Annotated in this window: 17 protein-coding genes; 6 read left to right on the top strand and 11 right to left on the bottom strand. The window is 71.2% G+C overall.

Translation table 11 applies throughout. The features are described 5' to 3' along the window. Positions 1-103: 103 nt before the first annotated feature. From AB0D04_RS01610 to AB0D04_RS01600, 3 genes are all read right to left on the bottom strand, one after another. Positions 104-2,332 carry a PQQ-binding-like beta-propeller repeat protein gene (locus tag AB0D04_RS01610; RefSeq protein WP_362697999.1) on the bottom strand — a complete coding sequence of 743 codons (2,229 nt, stop codon included), beginning with the start codon at positions 2,330-2,332 and terminating at the stop codon, positions 104-106. A gap of 61 nt (positions 2,333-2,393) precedes the next feature. Continuing rightward, positions 2,394-2,642, bottom strand: coding sequence for a DUF397 domain-containing protein (locus AB0D04_RS01605; protein WP_362697996.1), 249 nt, complete (start codon positions 2,640-2,642; stop codon positions 2,394-2,396). Beyond that, on the bottom strand, positions 2,639-3,463 hold the full coding sequence (locus AB0D04_RS01600; RefSeq protein ID WP_362698259.1) for a helix-turn-helix transcriptional regulator: 825 nt from the start codon (positions 3,461-3,463) through the stop codon (positions 2,639-2,641). Before AB0D04_RS01600 ends, AB0D04_RS01605 begins: the two co-directional genes overlap by 4 nt. 153 nt (positions 3,464-3,616) lie before the next feature. Between AB0D04_RS01600 and AB0D04_RS01595 the strand changes: the two genes are divergently transcribed. From AB0D04_RS01595 to AB0D04_RS01570, 6 genes are all read left to right on the top strand, one after another. Next, positions 3,617-4,084 carry an ATP-binding protein gene (locus AB0D04_RS01595; RefSeq protein WP_362697993.1) on the top strand — a complete coding sequence of 156 codons (468 nt, stop codon included), beginning with the start codon at positions 3,617-3,619 and terminating at the stop codon, positions 4,082-4,084. A 116-nt stretch (positions 4,085-4,200) separates the two neighbouring features. Then, entirely contained in the window at positions 4,201-6,891 is a 2,691-nt protein-coding gene (pulA, locus tag AB0D04_RS01590) for a pullulanase-type alpha-1,6-glucosidase (protein ID WP_362697990.1), read from the top strand. Between the two features lie 133 nt (positions 6,892-7,024). Continuing rightward, positions 7,025-7,687: a hypothetical protein gene (locus tag AB0D04_RS01585; RefSeq protein WP_362697987.1), complete on the top strand. Its 663-nt coding sequence runs from the start codon at positions 7,025-7,027 to the stop codon at positions 7,685-7,687. Between the two features lie 187 nt (positions 7,688-7,874). Beyond that, a complete protein-coding gene (locus AB0D04_RS01580) occupies positions 7,875-8,489 on the top strand; it encodes a hypothetical protein (RefSeq protein ID WP_362697984.1) in 615 nt (204 codons plus the stop codon). Between the two features lie 3 nt (positions 8,490-8,492). After that, positions 8,493-8,696 carry a hypothetical protein gene (locus AB0D04_RS01575; protein WP_362697981.1) on the top strand — a complete coding sequence of 68 codons (204 nt, stop codon included), beginning with the start codon at positions 8,493-8,495 and terminating at the stop codon, positions 8,694-8,696. Between the two features lie 60 nt (positions 8,697-8,756). Further along, positions 8,757-9,482, top strand: a complete 726-nt coding sequence (locus AB0D04_RS01570) for a zinc-binding dehydrogenase (RefSeq protein ID WP_362697978.1) — start codon at positions 8,757-8,759, stop codon at positions 9,480-9,482. Between the two features lie 111 nt (positions 9,483-9,593). Here AB0D04_RS01570 and AB0D04_RS01565 read toward each other — a convergent pair whose 3' ends face one another. The 8 genes from AB0D04_RS01565 to AB0D04_RS01530 all read right to left on the bottom strand — a co-directional run bounded on the left by AB0D04_RS01565 (position 9,594) and on the right by AB0D04_RS01530 (position 16,794). Continuing rightward, the gene (locus AB0D04_RS01565; protein ID WP_362697975.1) at positions 9,594-10,127 is read right to left on the bottom strand and encodes a GNAT family N-acetyltransferase; all 534 of its coding nucleotides are present in this window, start codon (positions 10,125-10,127) and stop codon (positions 9,594-9,596) included. A 54-nt stretch (positions 10,128-10,181) separates the two neighbouring features. After that, positions 10,182-10,958, bottom strand: coding sequence for a DUF4253 domain-containing protein (locus AB0D04_RS01560; protein WP_362697972.1), 777 nt, complete (start codon positions 10,956-10,958; stop codon positions 10,182-10,184). A gap of 69 nt (positions 10,959-11,027) precedes the next feature. Beyond that, entirely contained in the window at positions 11,028-11,726 is a 699-nt protein-coding gene (locus AB0D04_RS01555) for a TetR/AcrR family transcriptional regulator (protein WP_362697969.1), read from the bottom strand. A 66-nt stretch (positions 11,727-11,792) separates the two neighbouring features. Then, on the bottom strand, positions 11,793-12,341 hold the full coding sequence (locus AB0D04_RS01550) for a hypothetical protein (RefSeq protein WP_362697966.1): 549 nt from the start codon (positions 12,339-12,341) through the stop codon (positions 11,793-11,795). A gap of 73 nt (positions 12,342-12,414) precedes the next feature. Further along, positions 12,415-13,506 carry a PDR/VanB family oxidoreductase gene (locus AB0D04_RS01545; RefSeq protein WP_362697964.1) on the bottom strand — a complete coding sequence of 364 codons (1,092 nt, stop codon included), beginning with the start codon at positions 13,504-13,506 and terminating at the stop codon, positions 12,415-12,417. After that, entirely contained in the window at positions 13,506-14,420 is a 915-nt protein-coding gene (locus AB0D04_RS01540; protein WP_362697961.1) for a metal-dependent hydrolase, read from the bottom strand. The genes AB0D04_RS01545 and AB0D04_RS01540 overlap by 1 nt, the downstream gene beginning before the upstream one ends. 93 nt (positions 14,421-14,513) lie before the next feature. Then, positions 14,514-16,484 (bottom strand): hypothetical protein, encoded by a 1,971-nt coding sequence (locus tag AB0D04_RS01535; protein ID WP_362697958.1) that lies wholly within the window; start codon positions 16,482-16,484, stop codon positions 14,514-14,516. 82 nt (positions 16,485-16,566) lie between these two features. Next, complete coding sequence (locus tag AB0D04_RS01530) at positions 16,567-16,794, bottom strand: DUF397 domain-containing protein (RefSeq protein WP_362697955.1); 228 nt, start codon at positions 16,792-16,794, stop codon at positions 16,567-16,569. Between the last annotated feature and the right edge of the window lie 2 nt (positions 16,795-16,796).

Raw genomic sequence — 16,796 nt, 5'->3', positions numbered from 1 at the left:
GCGGCAGACGCGGCGTTGGTGAGGCTGCTGCCCTGACACGCCGCACACGGCGCACACGGTGCCCGGACGGGCAAGGGCCCACGGGGTCCTTGCCCGTCCGCGGTCAGACGGCGGGAATGCCGTAGATCCGGTCCGAGTGGGTCACGAGCAGTCGGCGTCCCGCTGCCGCGATATGCCATTCCCCGTCGTCGTGGACACGGTCGTTGAACGTCCAGCGGAGCTTGCCTGTACGGGCGTCGAAGGCGTAGATGCCGCCGTAGTCGAAAAACGTTGCGCCGTAGACCATGTCCCCGACCCGCACGAATTCCACGGGGGTGAGCCGCTGGCCGAGGTCGTCCGACTTCCACAGTTTCTTGCCGGTGGCCGCATCGACCGCCCACACACCGTCTTGGACGACCGCGGCGTAAAGAGTTCTGCCCGCGAGCGTCAGTGGAGCCTGGAACGGATTGCGGTGACCGGTAGGCAGCGACCAGCGCGGGGCGCCCGTCTTCAGGTCGAACGCGCGCATCGAGGCGCCGCCGATGATGACCTTGTCGCCGAACACCGTGGGCCGCTTCGCCGAGTCGCTGCCCACCGGTTTCGTCCACAGCTGCTTGCCGGTCCCGGCGTCGCGGACCGTGAGGTTGTAGAGGTCGTCGGTGTAGACGACATGCCGGCCGTCGGTGGTCGCCGCGACGTCCCAGTCACCGGCTCCCTCCCCGCGCGGCTTCTTCCACAGCACCTCGCGAGTCTTGATATCCACCGCGGCGATCACGGTAGGGGTCTTTTTCGGGTCCTCCTCGACGACGTCGGCGATGACGAAGACCCTCCGGTCGTCGGCGGCGATCGGGCGCGGGTCCTCGTACTTGCCGCCCAGCCTGCTGCGCCACGCCTCCTTGCCGGTGGCCGGGTCGAGACCGACGAAGTCGCCGTCGTACTTGCTGCTGGCGAAGAACAGCAGCCCGGCAGCGTGAATCAGCGGAGCGCCGGGGGTCGTCACACCGGCCACCGACCACTTCTGCCGCCCGGTCGCCACATCGTGGGCGATGAGCGGGTCGCCGCTGACCACCATCAGATCGCCGATCGCCAGCGGCGGTATCTCGTAGTTCAGGCTGAGGCGCTTGGCCTGCGCGTCCCACAGGGGCTTCGGGCTCGTCCCGGCGGGCGGGGTGGTGAAGTCCTCGGGATCGATCGGGTCGTCCGGGGCGTCACGGTGCCGTTTGGGATCCTGGTCCCGCTTGTGGTGCGCCGGCTCGCCGCCCAGGCCCCGCAACGCCCATACCGCTCCGCCGCCCGCCGCGACCACCGCCGCCCCGGCCCCCAGCGCGAGGAACCCGCGACGCGACGTGGTGCGCCCCTCCCGTTCCACGGCCGCCGGAAGGGTCGGCCCGTCGGCGGCTCCCTGATCGAGTGCGGTGGGAGTACGGACGGCCGCCACCTGGCCGTCACGGAGCGGCGTGTCCAGGTCCAGGATGCGCGCGGCATGCTGGGCGATGGCTGAGGCGACCGAGCCCGGCAGCCAGTCGCCCAGCGCCGCCGGTACGCCGTCGGGGGCGAGCTCGGCGACGAGCCGGTCGGGGGTGGGACGCGCCTGCGGGTCCTTGGCCAGGCACTCCTGGACGAGCGGCCGCAAGGCTTCCGGTACGGCGGACAAGTCCGGTTCACCGTGCGCCACTTGGTACAGCATTCCTGCGGCCGATCCCGTACCGAAGGGCTGGCGGCCGCTCACTGCGTACGCCAGCACGACCCCCAGCGAGAACACATCCCCCTGTGGTCCGGCCGCCTGCCCGGTGGCCTGCTCCGGAGGAATGAACCCGGGGGAGCCGACCACGACCCCCGTACTCGTCAACCGTTCGCCGTCGACCGCGCGCGCAATCCCGAAGTCGATGACGCGCGGCCCGTCGGCGGCCAGCAGCACATTCGACGGCTTGAGGTCGCGGTGCACCAGCCCCGCGGCGTGAATCCCGGTGAGCGCCGCCGCGAGACCCGCACCCAGAGCCCGCACGGACGCCTCGGGCAGCGGCCCGTGCCGGTCGATCATGTCGTCGAGGGCGGGGCCGAGCACATAGGCGGTGGCCAGCCAGGGGAGGGCGGCCTCGGTGTCGGCGTCCACGACCGCGGCGGTGTACGGACCGGACACCGCGCGGGCGATGCTCACCTCGTGCTGGAAGCGGCGCCGGAAACCGGCGTCCTCGGCCAGTTCGGGCCGTACGACCTTGACGGCGACGGTACGTCCGCCGGATGCGCGCGCCAGATAGACCCGGCCCATCCCGCCCGCACCGAGCCGGGCCAGGAGACGGTAGTTCCCCAGGCTGTGCGGATCGTCCGCCTGCAATGGCTGCACGGCAACCATCCCCCCGTTCACTCGCCCAATTGCCAACTCGCCCATGCGTTCGCATGATCGAAGGGCCAGCCTAGGCGCCGCTCCCGGCGTACGTGACGAACGCCGTCCAGGAGGCGGCCGGTACCGCGAGCCGGGGCCCTTCTTTGTCCTTGGAGTCGCGGATGTGGATGGTGGTGGGGCAGGTGGCGATCTCTACGCAGTCGTCGCCGGAGGCGCTGCTGTAGCTCGACTTGTGCCAGGAGAGGGCGACTTCTACACAGTCCCCATCGCCGCTGCTGCTGTAGCTGCTCTTGAACCAGGCCAGTTCGGTGGTGCTCATAGCGCTCCTCGCATCTCCCGCAACAAGCTCACGGAGTCTTCAGGGGTGAGAGCCTGTGAGCGCATCCTGGCATACCGCATCTGGAGCACACTGACCTCTTTCAGGTCGGAGATGAGCAGGCCACCTCGTTGTGCCTCGCAGTAGGCGTGCCACAGGTTCTCGGGGGTCTCCAGCAACTGCATGGGGCCTGCCAGCCCGGCATGTGTTTCCCGTACCAGCGGCATGACCTGAAGCTCTGTGTTCGGCTGCTCGGCGAGGGCGAGAACGTGGTCGATGAGCCCCCGGGTGACCTCCACCCCACCTGTCCGGCGCAGGAACAGATGCTCCTCGAGAAGGAAGCTGTACGCGGTGTTCGGGCGCTCCCGCAACAGCCGCTGGCGCTCCGCCCGCGCCGCCCACTGGTCCTCGATCTGATCGGCATTCAGCGGCGGGAGCTGGTGGGTGAACAGCGTCCGCGCGTAGGCCTCCGTCTGCAACAGACCGGGAATCAGGCGGCTTTCGTATGTGTACAGCGTGATCGCATGTTCCTCCAGCCCCGCCCATGCCTGAAACCATGAGGCCAGCCCGCGCTGCTTCGACAGCCGAGTCGCCGCCTTCCGCAGCACCCCGAGGGCCTCCAGGACATCCTCGGAACGGTCGATGAACCTCTTCGACGGAAGCATCCGCCCCTGCTCCACGGAACCGATGTAGTCCGACGAATACCGGATCTCCGGCGCCAGGGACTCTTGCGTGAATCCGCGGGACTCACGAAATCCCTGATAAACGGCCCCGAACGTCCTGAGGCTGTCGGAGCGTTCGGGCTCAGCGTTGTGTGCTGTCATTCGGGTACCCCCGAGGGTCAATTGTGTCGGTCCCCGCAACGCACCCATGCTTATGGCCGGTTACTCTCCGCGTCCACCCGTGGAGCTCGTACTCTTCCATCTCTACGAGTTGCCTCCCTGGTCACCGGGAGCGCGTAACCCGACATTCGAGCCATGCACGTCGACGCCGTCACCGTACGTATGTTCAGCCAGCGCTTCAGCGCCACGCCCCGAGGCGCCCGCCTCGCCCGGTATCTCGCCGTCCATCAACTCGACGTATGGGGCTTTCCGTACGGGAGCGAGGTGTCCGAATCCGCCGCCCTGATCGTCGGGGAACTCGCCGCCAACGCCGCCACCCACGGCCGCGTTCCCGGCCGGGACTTCGAGCTGCGGCTCACCCGGCTGCCGGGCTCCGCCCGCCCCGGCATCCTGCGCATCGAGGTCGCCGACGCCCGTACGGAGCTGCGCCCGCCCGTTCCCGGTGCGGTCGAACTCCCGCCGCCGGACAGCGAGTCCGGGCGCGGCCTGGTCCTCGTCGCCGCGCTCGCCGCCTGCTGGCGGGTCGAGGAGCGGCCGCCGGTCGGCAAGATCGTCGTCGCGGAACTGTTCCTTGAAGGCCGGTCCGACCGGCCGGGCGCGTAGGGCCCGGGTTGCGGGCCTCCGGCCGGCCGGACCGGCTACCGCAGGAACTTAACACCCTTGCAATATTTTGCGTAAGGTCTTGCAGTCATCAATCAACACGGCTAGAACCATCACCCATGTCCTCCACGGAACACCGGTACCGGCCGCACAGGCGCCTGGCCGCCTCTCTCGCCCTGGGCTTGGCGGCCCTGCTGATCACGCCCCCTCAGCAGCAGGCGCACGCATCCCCGGCCGACCCCGCCAAGGCCGAGGCCCAGTGGATCGACCGCGACACCGTGGTGTGGAAGGGGGCTGAACACGCGGCTGCTGAGCTGGAGTTCGCCGACGGCGGACCGGGTCATCGCATCCGCCTGACGCCGGGCGCCCTCACCCCGGCCGAGCGGGCCGCCTACCCCCACCTGAAAAGCCTTCCGGCGTTCACCGTCGACCCACGCGACCGCGACCTCGCCCGCAACGCCTTGCGCAACCGTCTGATCGCCACCCAGCAACGCTCATCGGACGCCGCCCCCGCCACCACCGGCGTCCAGATCCCCGGCGTACTGGACGACCTGTACGGACGCGCCGCCCAACACGCCCACCTGGGCCCCACGTTCGACGGCAGCCACCGGCCCACCCTCTCCGTCTGGGCGCCCACCGCCCGTACCGTCGCGCTCGAACTGGACGGCCGTACAGTCCCGATGCGCCGCGACGACACGACAGGCGTCTGGCGCGCCAAGGGCTCGCGGGCCTGGACCGGCAAGCCGTACCGGTACGTCGTACGCGTCTGGGCGCCCAGCGTCCGCAAGACGGTCACCAACAAGGTCACCGACCCCTACTCCACCGCGCTGACCGCCGACTCGGCCCGCAGCCTTGTGGTGGACCTTGCCGACCCCCGCCTCGCCCCCAAGGGCTGGTCGCAGCTGAAGAAACCCCTTGCCGTCCCCTTGCGCAAGGCCCGCATCCAGGAACTGCACATCCGCGACTTCTCCGTCGAGGACCGGACCTCCCGCCACCCTGGCCAGTACCTTGCCTTCACCGATAGCCGCTCGGACGGCATGCGCCACCTGAAATCCCTTGCAAGGACGGGCACTTCTTACGTCCACCTGCTGCCGGCCTTCGACGGCGCCACCGTCCCCGAACGCCGCTCCGACCAGCAGGACCCCGCGCAGCAACCTGACTGCAAGCTCGCTGCGATGCCCGCCGACTCCGACCGGCAACAGGAGTGCGTCGGCAAGACGGCCGCCCACGACGCCTACAACTGGGGCTACGACCCCCTCCACTACACCGTCCCCGAGGGCTCGTACGCCTCCGACCCGGAGGGCCCGCGCCGGACGACGGAATTCCGGCGCATGGTGCAAGGCCTGAACGGGGCCGGCCTCCGCACTGTCATGGACGTCGTCTACAACCACACCGCGGCGAGCGGCCAGGCCGCCACATCCGTCCTCGACCGGATCGTGCCGGGCTACTACCACCGACTCCTCGACGACGGCAGTGTCGCCACCTCCACCTGCTGCTCCGGCACCGCGCCCGAACACACCATGATGGGCAAGCTCGTCGTCGACTCCGTTGTCACCTGGGCCCGGCAGTACAAGATCGACGGCTTCCGCTTCGACCTCATGGGCCACCATCCCAAGGCCAACATCCTCGCCGTACGCAAGGCCCTGGACGCCCTGACCCCGGCCCGCGACGGCGTGGACGGAAAGTCGATCATCCTCTACGGCGAGGGGTGGGACTTCGGCGAGGCCGCGGGCGACGCCCGTTTCGTCCAGGCCACCCAACGGAACATGGCGGGCACCGGCATCGCCACCTTCAGCGACCGCGCCCGCGACGCGATCCGCGGGGGCGGCCCCTTCGACGCCGACCCGCGGGTCCAGGGCTTCGCCTCCGGCCTCTCCACCGACCCCAACTCCTCACCCGCCAACGGGGACGCGGCCGCCCAGCATGCCCGTCTCCTCCACTACCAGGACCTCATCAAGCTCGGCCTGACCGGCAACCTGGCGGACTACGCCTTCACGGACTCCAGCGGCCGCCGCGTCAAGGGCTCCGAGGTCGACTACAACGGCGCCCCGGCCGGATACGCCGCCGCCCCCGGTGACGCCCTCGCCTACGCCGACGCCCACGACAACGAAGCCCTCTACGACACCCTCGCCTACAAGCTCCCGCCCGGCACCCCGCCCGCCGACCGCGCCCGTATGCAGGTCGTCGCCCTGGCCACCGCGGCCCTCTCCCAGGGGCCGGCCCTCTCCCAGGCGGGTACCGACCTGCTCCGCTCCAAGTCCCTCGACCGCAACTCCTTCAACAGCGGCGACTGGTTCAACGCCATCCACTGGAAGTGCACCGACCGAACCGGCGACGGCACAAGCAACGGCTTCGGCCGCGGCCTCCCCCCGGCCGCCGACAACAAGGACAAGTGGCCCTACGCCAAGCCCCTCCTCGCCGACCCGGCCCTCCGCCCCGGCTGCGCCACCATGACGGCCACCTCCGCCACCTACCGCGACCTCCTGCGCATCCACGCCACCGAACCGGCCTTCGCCCTCCCCACCACCGCCGAGGTCCAGTCGGCCCTGTCCTTCCCCCTCTCGGGCACGCACGAGACTCCGGGCGTCATCACGATGCGCCTCGGCCGCCTCGTCGTGGTCTTCAACGCCACCCCGCACCGCCAGACCCAGCACCTTCCCTCCGCCGCGGGCACGCCGTACACCCTCCACCCCGTCCAGGCCCACGGCGCCGATCCGGTCGTCAAGTCGTCCTCATATCAGGCCACTTCGGGCACCTTCACCGTGCCGGCGCGTACCGTCGCCGTCTTCAGCCGGACGACGGGCCGCTAGAGGTTCTCCCGTAAGGCGTCGTGCCGTTCCTGGCGGTACGGGACGTCCGCTCCAGAGGAAGCAGCGATGACAGGCTGCGTGCGGGTATTCATCGCTATGATGCGGCTCATCTTCCTGGCCTGAGGGGTGTTACGTGTCGACTCGTTTGCTGGCCGCGCTTGCCGTGGGCTCTCTCGTGCTGGTCGCGGGATGTTCGGGTGGCGGCAATGACGCCAAGAGCGACGGGTCCGCCACCGCGGGGTCGTCACCGAGCACTTCGCAGCCCAAGTTCACCAAGTTCGCCGACTTCCCCGGCAAGGACTTCGTGACCACCGAACCGGGGTTGAACCTTGGCGTGCGGGTGAAGCCCGTCGACACCAGGTGGGCACCGGAACTGGTCGGTAAGCCGGCCGACGCCGGGAAGCACTATTTCGCCGTATATGTCGCCGTGACCGGAGAGCTCGCCGACCGCGGGGTGGAGAAGGTCAAGCTCAGCTATCTCCGGCTGAAGTTCAAGTCGACGGCGCAGAAGTGCGGCATCACCGGGCAGAGCGCGGACTGCTCCCTCGAGGCTTACCCCAGCAGTCAGCTCGAGGAGGTCGCGGACGGCGAATGGCGCAACTCCACCTGGACCGAAACCCTCCTCGGGAGCAATGTCGAGCGCGGCGAGAGCAAGATCGGCGTGGTCGGGTTCAGCGTGCCGGACACGGAGAAGGCCACGTCGTTCGAACTGTGCGGTCCCACGAAGGATGCCGAGGTGGACCCCGACGAATTCGCCTGTGTTCCGGTCAAGACCCCGGATCGGACCGCGGGCTGACGAACGCGTACCCGGGCCGAGGTCGCGACCCGGTGCGTTGACAAACGCCGTCGGCGATCACCGGGGCCGGTGACAGGCACGGTCCACTTCCGGCTCGGTGCCATGCCCGGCAGTCGTGGCGACTGCCGGGCGGCCTCTCGTGGACAATCCGCGCTCCCCGGCGGCCGGAATGTGTGAGGGTGCTGTCATGAGCAACGCAATTCGACGCACACTCCGTGAATTTGCGGACACCCTCGTCCGGCTGGGCATAGCGACGGAGGAGCAGGCCGCAGCGGGCCTGGCGGAGGCGGCCCACATCGACATGGACCTCGACGAGGGATTCGAGGACATGGAGGAGCTGACCTTCCTCGTCGGCGAGTGCGGCCTCGGCTTCCAGACGCCCGAAAAGGCGGGCGGCGAACTTGCGGAGGGGTATGAGGAGCTGCTGCGTGAGGCGGCGGCGTGCTCGGGCGGCTCGGTGGTGGTCGAGGACGTCAAGCTGGTGAACGACGAGGACGGATACGAGTACCTGCACTTCCGGCGCAACGGCCGGTCGATACGGCACCTGACGGAACATCTCTCGGACGACACCCGCTACATGGACTGGAACGTCGCCTTCGACGCCATCGGCGACCTCGTACCCGGCGACGGCGATCCGCGGGCCTTCTACCAACTGGACGAGGACTCCTACGACGCCTGGTGGCTCCTTCTGACGCCCGACCAGGCCGATGGCCTGAAGAAGTTCGGTCTGCCGATGCCGGTGGAGATCGGCAACCGGGGCCGCGACGAGAGCCCTGCGGCGGAATCCGACACGCTCACCTGACAGATGGAGGACGAGAGGGGCGGGGCGTTCCTGCGGGCGATGTGGTTCGAGCGGTTCGGTGGCCCGGAAGTGCTGAGAGAGGCCGAGGTGCCGGACCCGGTGGCGGGGCCGGGCGAGACCCTGGTCGTGGTGGAGGCCGCGGGCGTCAATTTCGGTGACATCAAACAGATCGCCGGCGAGCACACCGAAGGTCCGTACGCACCGTAGGGACCGCTGCCGCGGATTCCCGGCCTGGAGGTCGTCGGCCGGACCGCGGATGGCCGGCGGGTGCTCGGCCATGTTCGGCAGGGCGGTTACGCCGCGAAGACGGTTGTCGCCGATCGCGACCTGGTCGCAGTACCGCAGGGGGTGAGCGCGGGCGAGGCGCTGGCGGTGCTGGTGCAGGGGCTGACGGCGTGGCATCTGCTGCGGTCGGTGGCCCGCATCCGGCCCGGCGAGAGTGTGGTGGTCCATGCGGCCGCGGGCGGGACGGGCAGTCTCGCCGTCCAGCTGGCCCGGGAGTTCGGGGCAGGACGCGTCATCGCTACGGCGTCGTCGGACGAGAAGCGCGCCGTTGCCCTCGAACTCGGCGCGGACGCGGCGATCGACGGCGACGCGGACGGCTACAAGGAACGGGTCCTCGACGCCCATCACGGACGCCCGGTCGACATCATCCTGGACGCCATCGGCGGCCCCGTCCTCGACTCCGCCCTGGATGCACTCGGATACCTCGGGCGACTGGTCACGTACGGGGCCTCCTCCCGGCAAACCGCCACGGCCATCGCCCCCAGCCGCCTCGCGGTGGACAGCATCACCGTCGCCGGCTTCTGGCTCATCCCGCTGATCGCCCGGAACGGGGCCGGCGGTGCGGCGCTCGAGGAACTGCTCGACCTCACGGCGCGGCGACGCCTGCGGCCGCTGGTCGGCGCAGAGTACGACCTCGCGCACGCGCGCGACGCACACGAGGACCTCCTCGGCCGCCGCACGAAGGGGAAGCTGATCCTCCGCCCGTGAAGCGCCTCCAGCCCCGGCCGGTGCGACCACGAAGGCCGGCGGGCGGCATCGGACATCCGCTGGGCCCCAGTTGTCAGCCCGCCGCAGGACCGGCCGCGGGCGAGGAACGCCCTAGCTGTCCGACGGGGCCAGCCGCTTCTCCATGAGGGTGACGGCGTACAGGCTGCCGTCCGCGCCCTCCTTGAGCGGCTGCTCCCCGACGACGGTGTAGCCCGCGCCCTCGTAATACGTCCGCAGCCGCGGATTGCTCGACACGCAGTCCAGCCGGCACCACTCCCGCCCGGCTTCGGCGATCCGCCGCTCGGCCTGCCCCAGCATCGCCCGCCCGGTCCCGGCCGGGGCGTACGCACGGTCCACCATCAGCCGGTGCACATACCCCGCCACCGGAGGCTGTTCGCCCCACGCGGGTACGTCCTCCCACCACAGCTCGAACCCGCCGACGATCCGTCCGGCCGCCTCCGTGAGCCACACCTCTCCCTTCTCCCGCTCCGCTATCCGGTGCCGGAAATGCTCCTCGTCCTTCTCACCCGGCTTCCACTGATCGATTCCGTTGTCCTGCATCCAGCGGGCCGCGCCGTCGTACAGGGCGACCAGCGCGGGCAGGTCGCGGGTGTCAACGGCGAGCCGGTAAGTGATCACGTCCATAGCCGGATTGTGCCGCACCGGGCAGTGCCGGCGGCGGGATCCTGCGCCTGGGGCTCAGTCCCACCAGAACGCCCACTGGTGCCGGTCCACCAGCGACCGGGCGTACTCGTCGAAGGTGTGGTGCCAGCCCTGGGTGATGTTGTCCGGGCAGAAGGCGAGGTGCTCGGCGGCGATCGCTCGCGCCTCCTTCGCAGTGCGCGGCGGCGCGGCGACCGAGACCCGCAAGGTGTCGAAGCCGAGCGCCACCACGCGTATGCCGAACCGCTCCTCCCACGAGCGCAGTACGGCCGCGAACGGCGCCATGTCGCTTCCGTGGTTGACCGGGCCGGTCCAGCCGATCGCCGGAAGGACATCCGCCCCGCGCGTCACCGGCACCAAGGCCAGCCGCGGTGTGTCCAGCACTTCGAAGTCGATGAGTCCCTCGGCCGTGGCCGAAGCCGTCTCCACCGGGTCCTCGTCCTTGTCCCACTCGCGACGGGGAGCCAGTCCGGGCCAGGGGGCATCGGCGCACTCGGACCACCAACTCCGCAGCGTTTCCTCGACGTTGAAGGAGTCCGGTGAGGACGAGTTCTCGGGCCACAGGGCCTCGTCCCACAGATGGCCCGGCTCACCCTCCTCGGCGGCCTCCAGGAAGACCGGATACAGCCCCGCCCGCTGCCACTTCGGCTCGGCGAGCACCGACCCGCCGAACGCGTCGTCCACCGCACACCACAACAGCGGTTCCGGCCACGTCCCGTCCATCGTCCCGTCGATGAGCCGCCCCGCCGACAGCTCCAGCCCCAGCGACCGGCCGGCCGGATCGTCCTTCAGCGCGAGCAAGGGATTCGTCATGTCGACCACGCTACGGCGGGGGTCTGACAATCGACCTCCGCCGCACATCCCACCCGGCAAACCTGCAGCTCACACCGGCTGCGGCAGCTCCATCAGCCGCGCCACCAGCTCCGCGAACATCCCGTTCTCCGGCTCGTCCGCCAGCATCCGGCGGACCACCTCCGCCATCCGCTCGTCGTACGCCGCGCTGACCGCCGCCAGCGCCGCGAAGTCGTGCACCAGCTGGCGCTCCAGCTCCGCGCGCGGAATGCGCCGACCGTCCAGCCACAGCAGGGCGGTGGTCTCGGCGAGCGAGATCCACGAGCGGACCACCAGGGTCAGCCGCGGGGGCGGGTCGGGGATGCCGAGATGGGCGAGGATCTGGTCGTGGGCGGCCTGCCGTACGCCGTCGATCAGCGCTCCGGTGCGGCTCTGCGAACCGGTCGCCGGGCCGCCCCGCATCAGCGCGGAGAAGCCGGGGCCGTGCTCGTCCACGAAGTCGAAGAAGCGCTCCATCACGCGCAGCAGACGGGCGCCGAGCGGGCCGTCGTGCGGCTCCACGAACCGGGCCGACAGCTCCTCCGCCGCGCGCCGCAGTGCGGCCTCGTACAGCTGCTGTTTGCCCGGGAAGTAGTGGTAGACCAGCGGCCGCGATATCCCGGCCGCCTCGGCGATCTCGTCGATCGACACGTCCTCGGGAGAACGATGGCTGAAGAGGTCGAGTGCGACGCCGATGAGCTGCTCGCGCCGCTCCTCGACGCCCATCCTGCGGCGCGCCCCGGTCGTCATGCGCACCACCCTAACGACCGGGGGCGCCCCGCGGAATCGAGCAGGCCCGCCGCAGGGAGGGCAGCGCTATCGGCGTGGCCAGGGGTAGGCCGGGTCCTCGGTGATCTTCACCTGCTGGGGCGCGTGCCGGGGAAAGGTCCAGATGCGGCCCGCGGTGCTGGTGGCGGTCACGGCGGTCGCGTCCAGCGTGACCTCGGAGAACGGATTGGCATAACAGGAGACCGCCAGCCACTCCAGGGTGCTCTCGTCGTCGTCCCGGGTCAGGGCGACCCAGCCGATGCTTCCGTGGGCTCCGGATTCGCCGGCCATGGCACGGCTTCCGGCGTAGGCGCACGAGGCGAACATCCCGTCGACGTCCAGCCAGTCGACGGCGGTCCATGCCGTGGCCCGCAGGATCTCCTGCCAGTACCACTCCTCGGCCCGCGGGTCGTGCAACCGGTCGTGCGGGGAGGACCGCATGAGTTCCCTCACCGACAGCGAACCGTCGGCAAACACGATGAAGCCCCCGTACGGAGCCTCCCGGGCACGCCAGCGTTCGTTGACCAGGCCGGCCACCAGGTCGGCGCTGGAGGGTGCGTCGAAGGTTTCCACCCGCACCATGATGGTCGAAGGCATCCACCCGCACCACGATGACAGCGCAGCGCAGCATCTCGCGCCCACTGGTCCTGAGGCGGTGTCCCGGCCGGAGTCAGAGGTCGAGTACGAGCCGCTCGCCCTCCCGCGCCCGCGAGACACAGATCAGGAGGGAGTCGTCGCGCTCCGCGTCCGTCAGCAACTCGTCGCGGTGCGCCACCTCACCGGCCAGCACCCGCTGTTGGCAGGTGCCGCAGAAGCCCTGTTCGCAGCTGTACGGCAGGTCCGGCAGCGCCTGGTCGCGGATCGCGCGCAGCACGCTGGTGTCGGCCGGGACAGTGACCGTACGGCCGGTGCGGCGCAGTTCCACCTCGAACGGGGCGTTCTCGCCGGCGGGAGCGGGGGCGGCGGGCGCGAACCGTTCGGTGTGCAGGGTCAGTCCCTCGGGCAGCAGCGCGGCGACCGCGTCCATCAGAGGGTCGGGGCCGCAGCAGTAGACCGCGGCGTGCGGGGGCGCGTCGGCCAGCACCGCGGCGAGGTCCGGGCGGCCGTCCTCGTCCTCCGCGACCACGGTCACCCGGTCCGTCCCGGCCCCCGCCAGCTTCTCGATCTCCTCCAGGAACGGCATCGAGGCCCGCGACCGCCCGCCGTACAGCAGCCGCCACGGCACCCCTTCCCGTTCGGCCTGCCGCACCATCGGCAGGATCGGGGTGATGCCGATGCCGCCCGCGATGAAGACATAGGCGTGGCACTCGTCGAGGCGGAAGCGGTTGCGCGGGCCGCGGACCTCGACGGCCGTGCCCTCGTGCAGCTGCTCGTGCACCTCGCGCGAGCCGCCCCGGCCGTCCTCGATCAGCCGGGTGGCGATGGTGTACGAGCCGGGCGCGGCGGGCTCACCGCACAGGGAGTACTGGCGGACCGTGCCGGACGGCAGCACCAGGTCGATATGCGCACCGGGCTCCCACCCGGGCAGATCGTCGCCCTCCAGGCGCAGTCGTACGACGCCCTCGGCCTCCTCCGTACGCTCCACGACCAGGAGGTGGCGTGCCGTCCCGGAAGCCTTGCGTCCGCGTCCCGAGACGGGGTTCTCGAGGGCGGGCATCGGCCACAGCGGGGATGCCTTGATGCGCTTGCGCAGCGCCCGGCGGGCCACCAGGGCGGCCGCGGCCACCACAACGGCCGTGCGGATGCGGGGTGTACGGGGCATCAGGCACCTCCGGCCGTACGGGCCTCGGCCGCGGTGGCGGCGGGGGATCCGGCGAGATAAGCGACGGCCTGCGCGGTGCTGCCGTGCTGGGACGGGTGGTAGGTACGGCTGAGGTACTGGGGGATGGAGCGGGCCATGGCGCCGGCGGTCGGCAGCATGCCCTGCCGGCCGGCGCGGAAGAACTCCCGGAAGCCGGCCTTTCCGTCGATCAGGGTGGGGTCGTTCTCCATGAAGAAGCGGGTGCCTCTCTGCCAGAGAAACACCAGCGCGGTGAATGCGGTTGCCCAGGTCCGCACCCGCCGCCGGTAGCCGCCGTCGAGGTGCACGAAGAGATCGAAGGCCACCGAGCGGTGCTCGACCTCCTCCGCGCCGTGCCAGCGCAGCAGATCGAGCATCGTCGGATCGGCGCCCCGGGCGTCCAGAGTGTCGGCATTGAGCACCCAGTCGCCCAGGAAGGCGGTGTAGTGCTCGATCGCGGCAATGGTGGCGACCCGCTCCAGCAACCACCACTTACGGGCCCGCCCCGGCGGCAGCGTCCGGTCGCCCAGCAGCTTCTCGAAGAGCCAGTCGACCTGCGCGGTGTACGGGGTCGGGTCCAGGCCCTGCGCCTTGAGGTGCGGCAGGACGTCGTCGTGCGCCTGGGAGTGCATGGCCTCCTGGCCGATGAACCCGATGACGTCCTCGCGCAACCGGGGATCGCGGATGTAGGGCAGCACCTGCTTGTAGACGTGGACGAACCAGCGCTCGCCGGCCGGCAGCAGCAGGTGCAGGACGTTGATGGTGTGGGTGCTGGCGGGGTCGCCGGGTATCCAGTGCAGCGGGGTGTCCGCCCAGTCGAAGGCGACATTGCGGGCCTTCAGCGGGATGTGCTCGGACGCGACCGGCTGGGGCCGCAGCGAGGCCGTATTAGACATGGCGTCAATGTACTGACGGGTAAGGAAAGCCGGTACCCCTCGGACGGAAGAATTCCGTCCGAGGGGTACCGGCGACCCGTGCCGCAAGCCGCCTCAGCGGAGCGCCGTCACCGTGCCGCCGTCCGCCAGCCGCCCCTCCAGCTGCGCCTGGTCGCCCTCCTGCGCCCGCACCGCCATCAGGTGCCCGGCCGCCCGGTCCTGCACCCCTCCGGTGGCCGTGATGGACGTGACCTTCTCGCTGCCCGCGGCCAGCAGCCACCACTGGCCGCCGGTGGCCTTCCACAGGACCCCGGCCAGCGCCCGCGGCGCCCGGGCCCCGCAGGCCGCACCGTCCTCGGCGCGGGCCGCCACCGCCCCCGGCGCATACGGCCGGCCGCCCGGCGCGGGCGGCTGGAACTGCGCCAGCGTCCGGCTGCCCGCCCCGCGCCACGTCTCCGCCCGCGTGCACACCCAGGCCGCGTTTCCCGCACCGCCGGGCAGCGGCTGCCGCGCGAACTCCCAGGAATTCACGGTCCGTACGCCCTGCCCGCGCACCGCCGCCAGCGCGCAGCCGCCGCGTGCCCATGCCGTCCGGGCCCGCGGCGTGCGGACCTCGCCCGGTTTGCGCGGGGTGCCGTACGTCAGCCGGGCCGGCACCAGCTCGCCCAGGTCGGTCATCAGATGGCTGCCCATGCGGAGCGCGGGCCAGGTGGTGCACTTCTGCTCGGGGCGGGGGATCGGTACGGGGTCGGTCGTGCCGCTCGCGTCGATGCCCAGCTTCTGCGCCGCCGTGTCCGGCGCGAGCAGGTCGACCAACTGGGCGGAGGACACCCAAGGAGCCACCAGATAGCGGACATTGCCGGTCGTACGGCCCACCACCAGGGCGCCCGCTTCGGCCGCCACCGCGCCGTCCGTACGGGCGAAGTCGAGCGCGGCGCCCGTACCGTCCCCCTGGCCCTCGCCGTCCGCCGCCTCGGCGTACCGCACCACCCGCAGGCCGTCGTGGAAGAGCGCGACGACCGAGTGGTCGACGACGCCCGCGAACAGCAGCTGCGGGGGCCCGGCCGCGGGGCCCGTCGGGGTGCCCGGTGTCGCCGAGACCTGCACCCCGGCGCCCGGCCTGGCCCACACCGCCAGCGCCCGGCGCAGCAGCGCCTTGTCGCCGGTCCGGTCGCCGCGGGCGGGCCAGACGGAGAAGTCCTGGCGCGCCGCGTTCTTCCAGGCGGTCGCGGAGGTGACCGTCAACCTCCCGGGATCCAGGGCCGCTTCGGCCGCCGCATTCTGCGCGTACGGGGGAGCGGCGGCGCCGTCCGGGCCCCAGCCGTCCCCCGGCAGCCCCAGCAGCGCCCCGCACACCACCACCGCCGCGCCCGCCGCCAGCGCCGCCCGGCCGTGCTGCCGCCGCCGGATCAGGTCCGTCGGCCGGGCCTGGAGCGCGCACGGGTCGAACTCCACCGACTCCAGCAGCGACCGGTCGCGGCTGCCCGCCGGGACCGGGGCCTCTTCGGCCTCGTCCAGGGCTCCTTCGGGGTCGGCCACCCCGGCGGCGTCCAGGACCCAGCCCGCCTCCCGGTCGCTCAGCCCCTCCAGATCGCGCAGGACGAACGCCGCCCGGCCGGGCCCGGACAGCGCCGACAGCACCTGGTCCAGGGCGAGTTCATCGGCGCCTCCGGAGCGCGGGAACAGGCGCAGCCCCCAGACCTGGGGGAGGAGGGGCGGGGGTGCCGGGAGCCGCCACCGGGGGCGCGCGGTGGCGAGCGCGGCCTTCAGTACCCGTGCGCGCAGGAAGGCGTAACCGGGATCGGTGGCCGCCTCGGCGCCGCCGCGCTGGACGGGCAGACCCAGGCCGCGGAGGGAGGCGCGGCGGCGCGGCAGGCGGCGCTGCACCACCGCATGGGCGGTCAGGACCCGCCGGCCGCGGCCGCTGCCGGGCGGCAGGACGAGATAGGCGAGCCGTACCAGCCGGGGGTAGTGCTCGACCAGCGCCGCCTCGGCCTGCTCGACGTCGATGACCTCACCGACGTCGGCGAAACTGCCGGTAGACGTACGGTCCGGATGCGGGGATGTCGACTGCTGCTGCTCCACGTTCAGTGAAACGAGTGAATCCTGTGATGGTCACCCGGGGGCCGCCCGCTCGTCCCCACGGGTGACCCCGCCACCGGCGCCGTTACTGCAGGTCGAACTCGCCGTCCCGCGCGCCGAGCACAAAGGCCCGCCACTCGGCCTCGGTGTAGCGCAGGACCACATCGGGGTCCGTGGAATTGCGCATCGCCACCGCACCGCGCTCCAGGAATGCGATCTCCACCGCCTCCTCGGCGTCGCCGGGCGGGCGCTGCCAGACGGCGTCGGAGATGTCGAGGCCGTAGAGCCACTCCTTCTCAGCTGCGGAACCCATAC

Origin of the sequence: Streptomyces sp. NPDC048483 (genome assembly GCF_040651455.1) — a bacterium.
Classification (GTDB): domain Bacteria; phylum Actinomycetota; class Actinomycetes; order Streptomycetales; family Streptomycetaceae; genus Streptomyces.
This window is presented reverse-complemented; position numbering and strand designations above follow the sequence as displayed.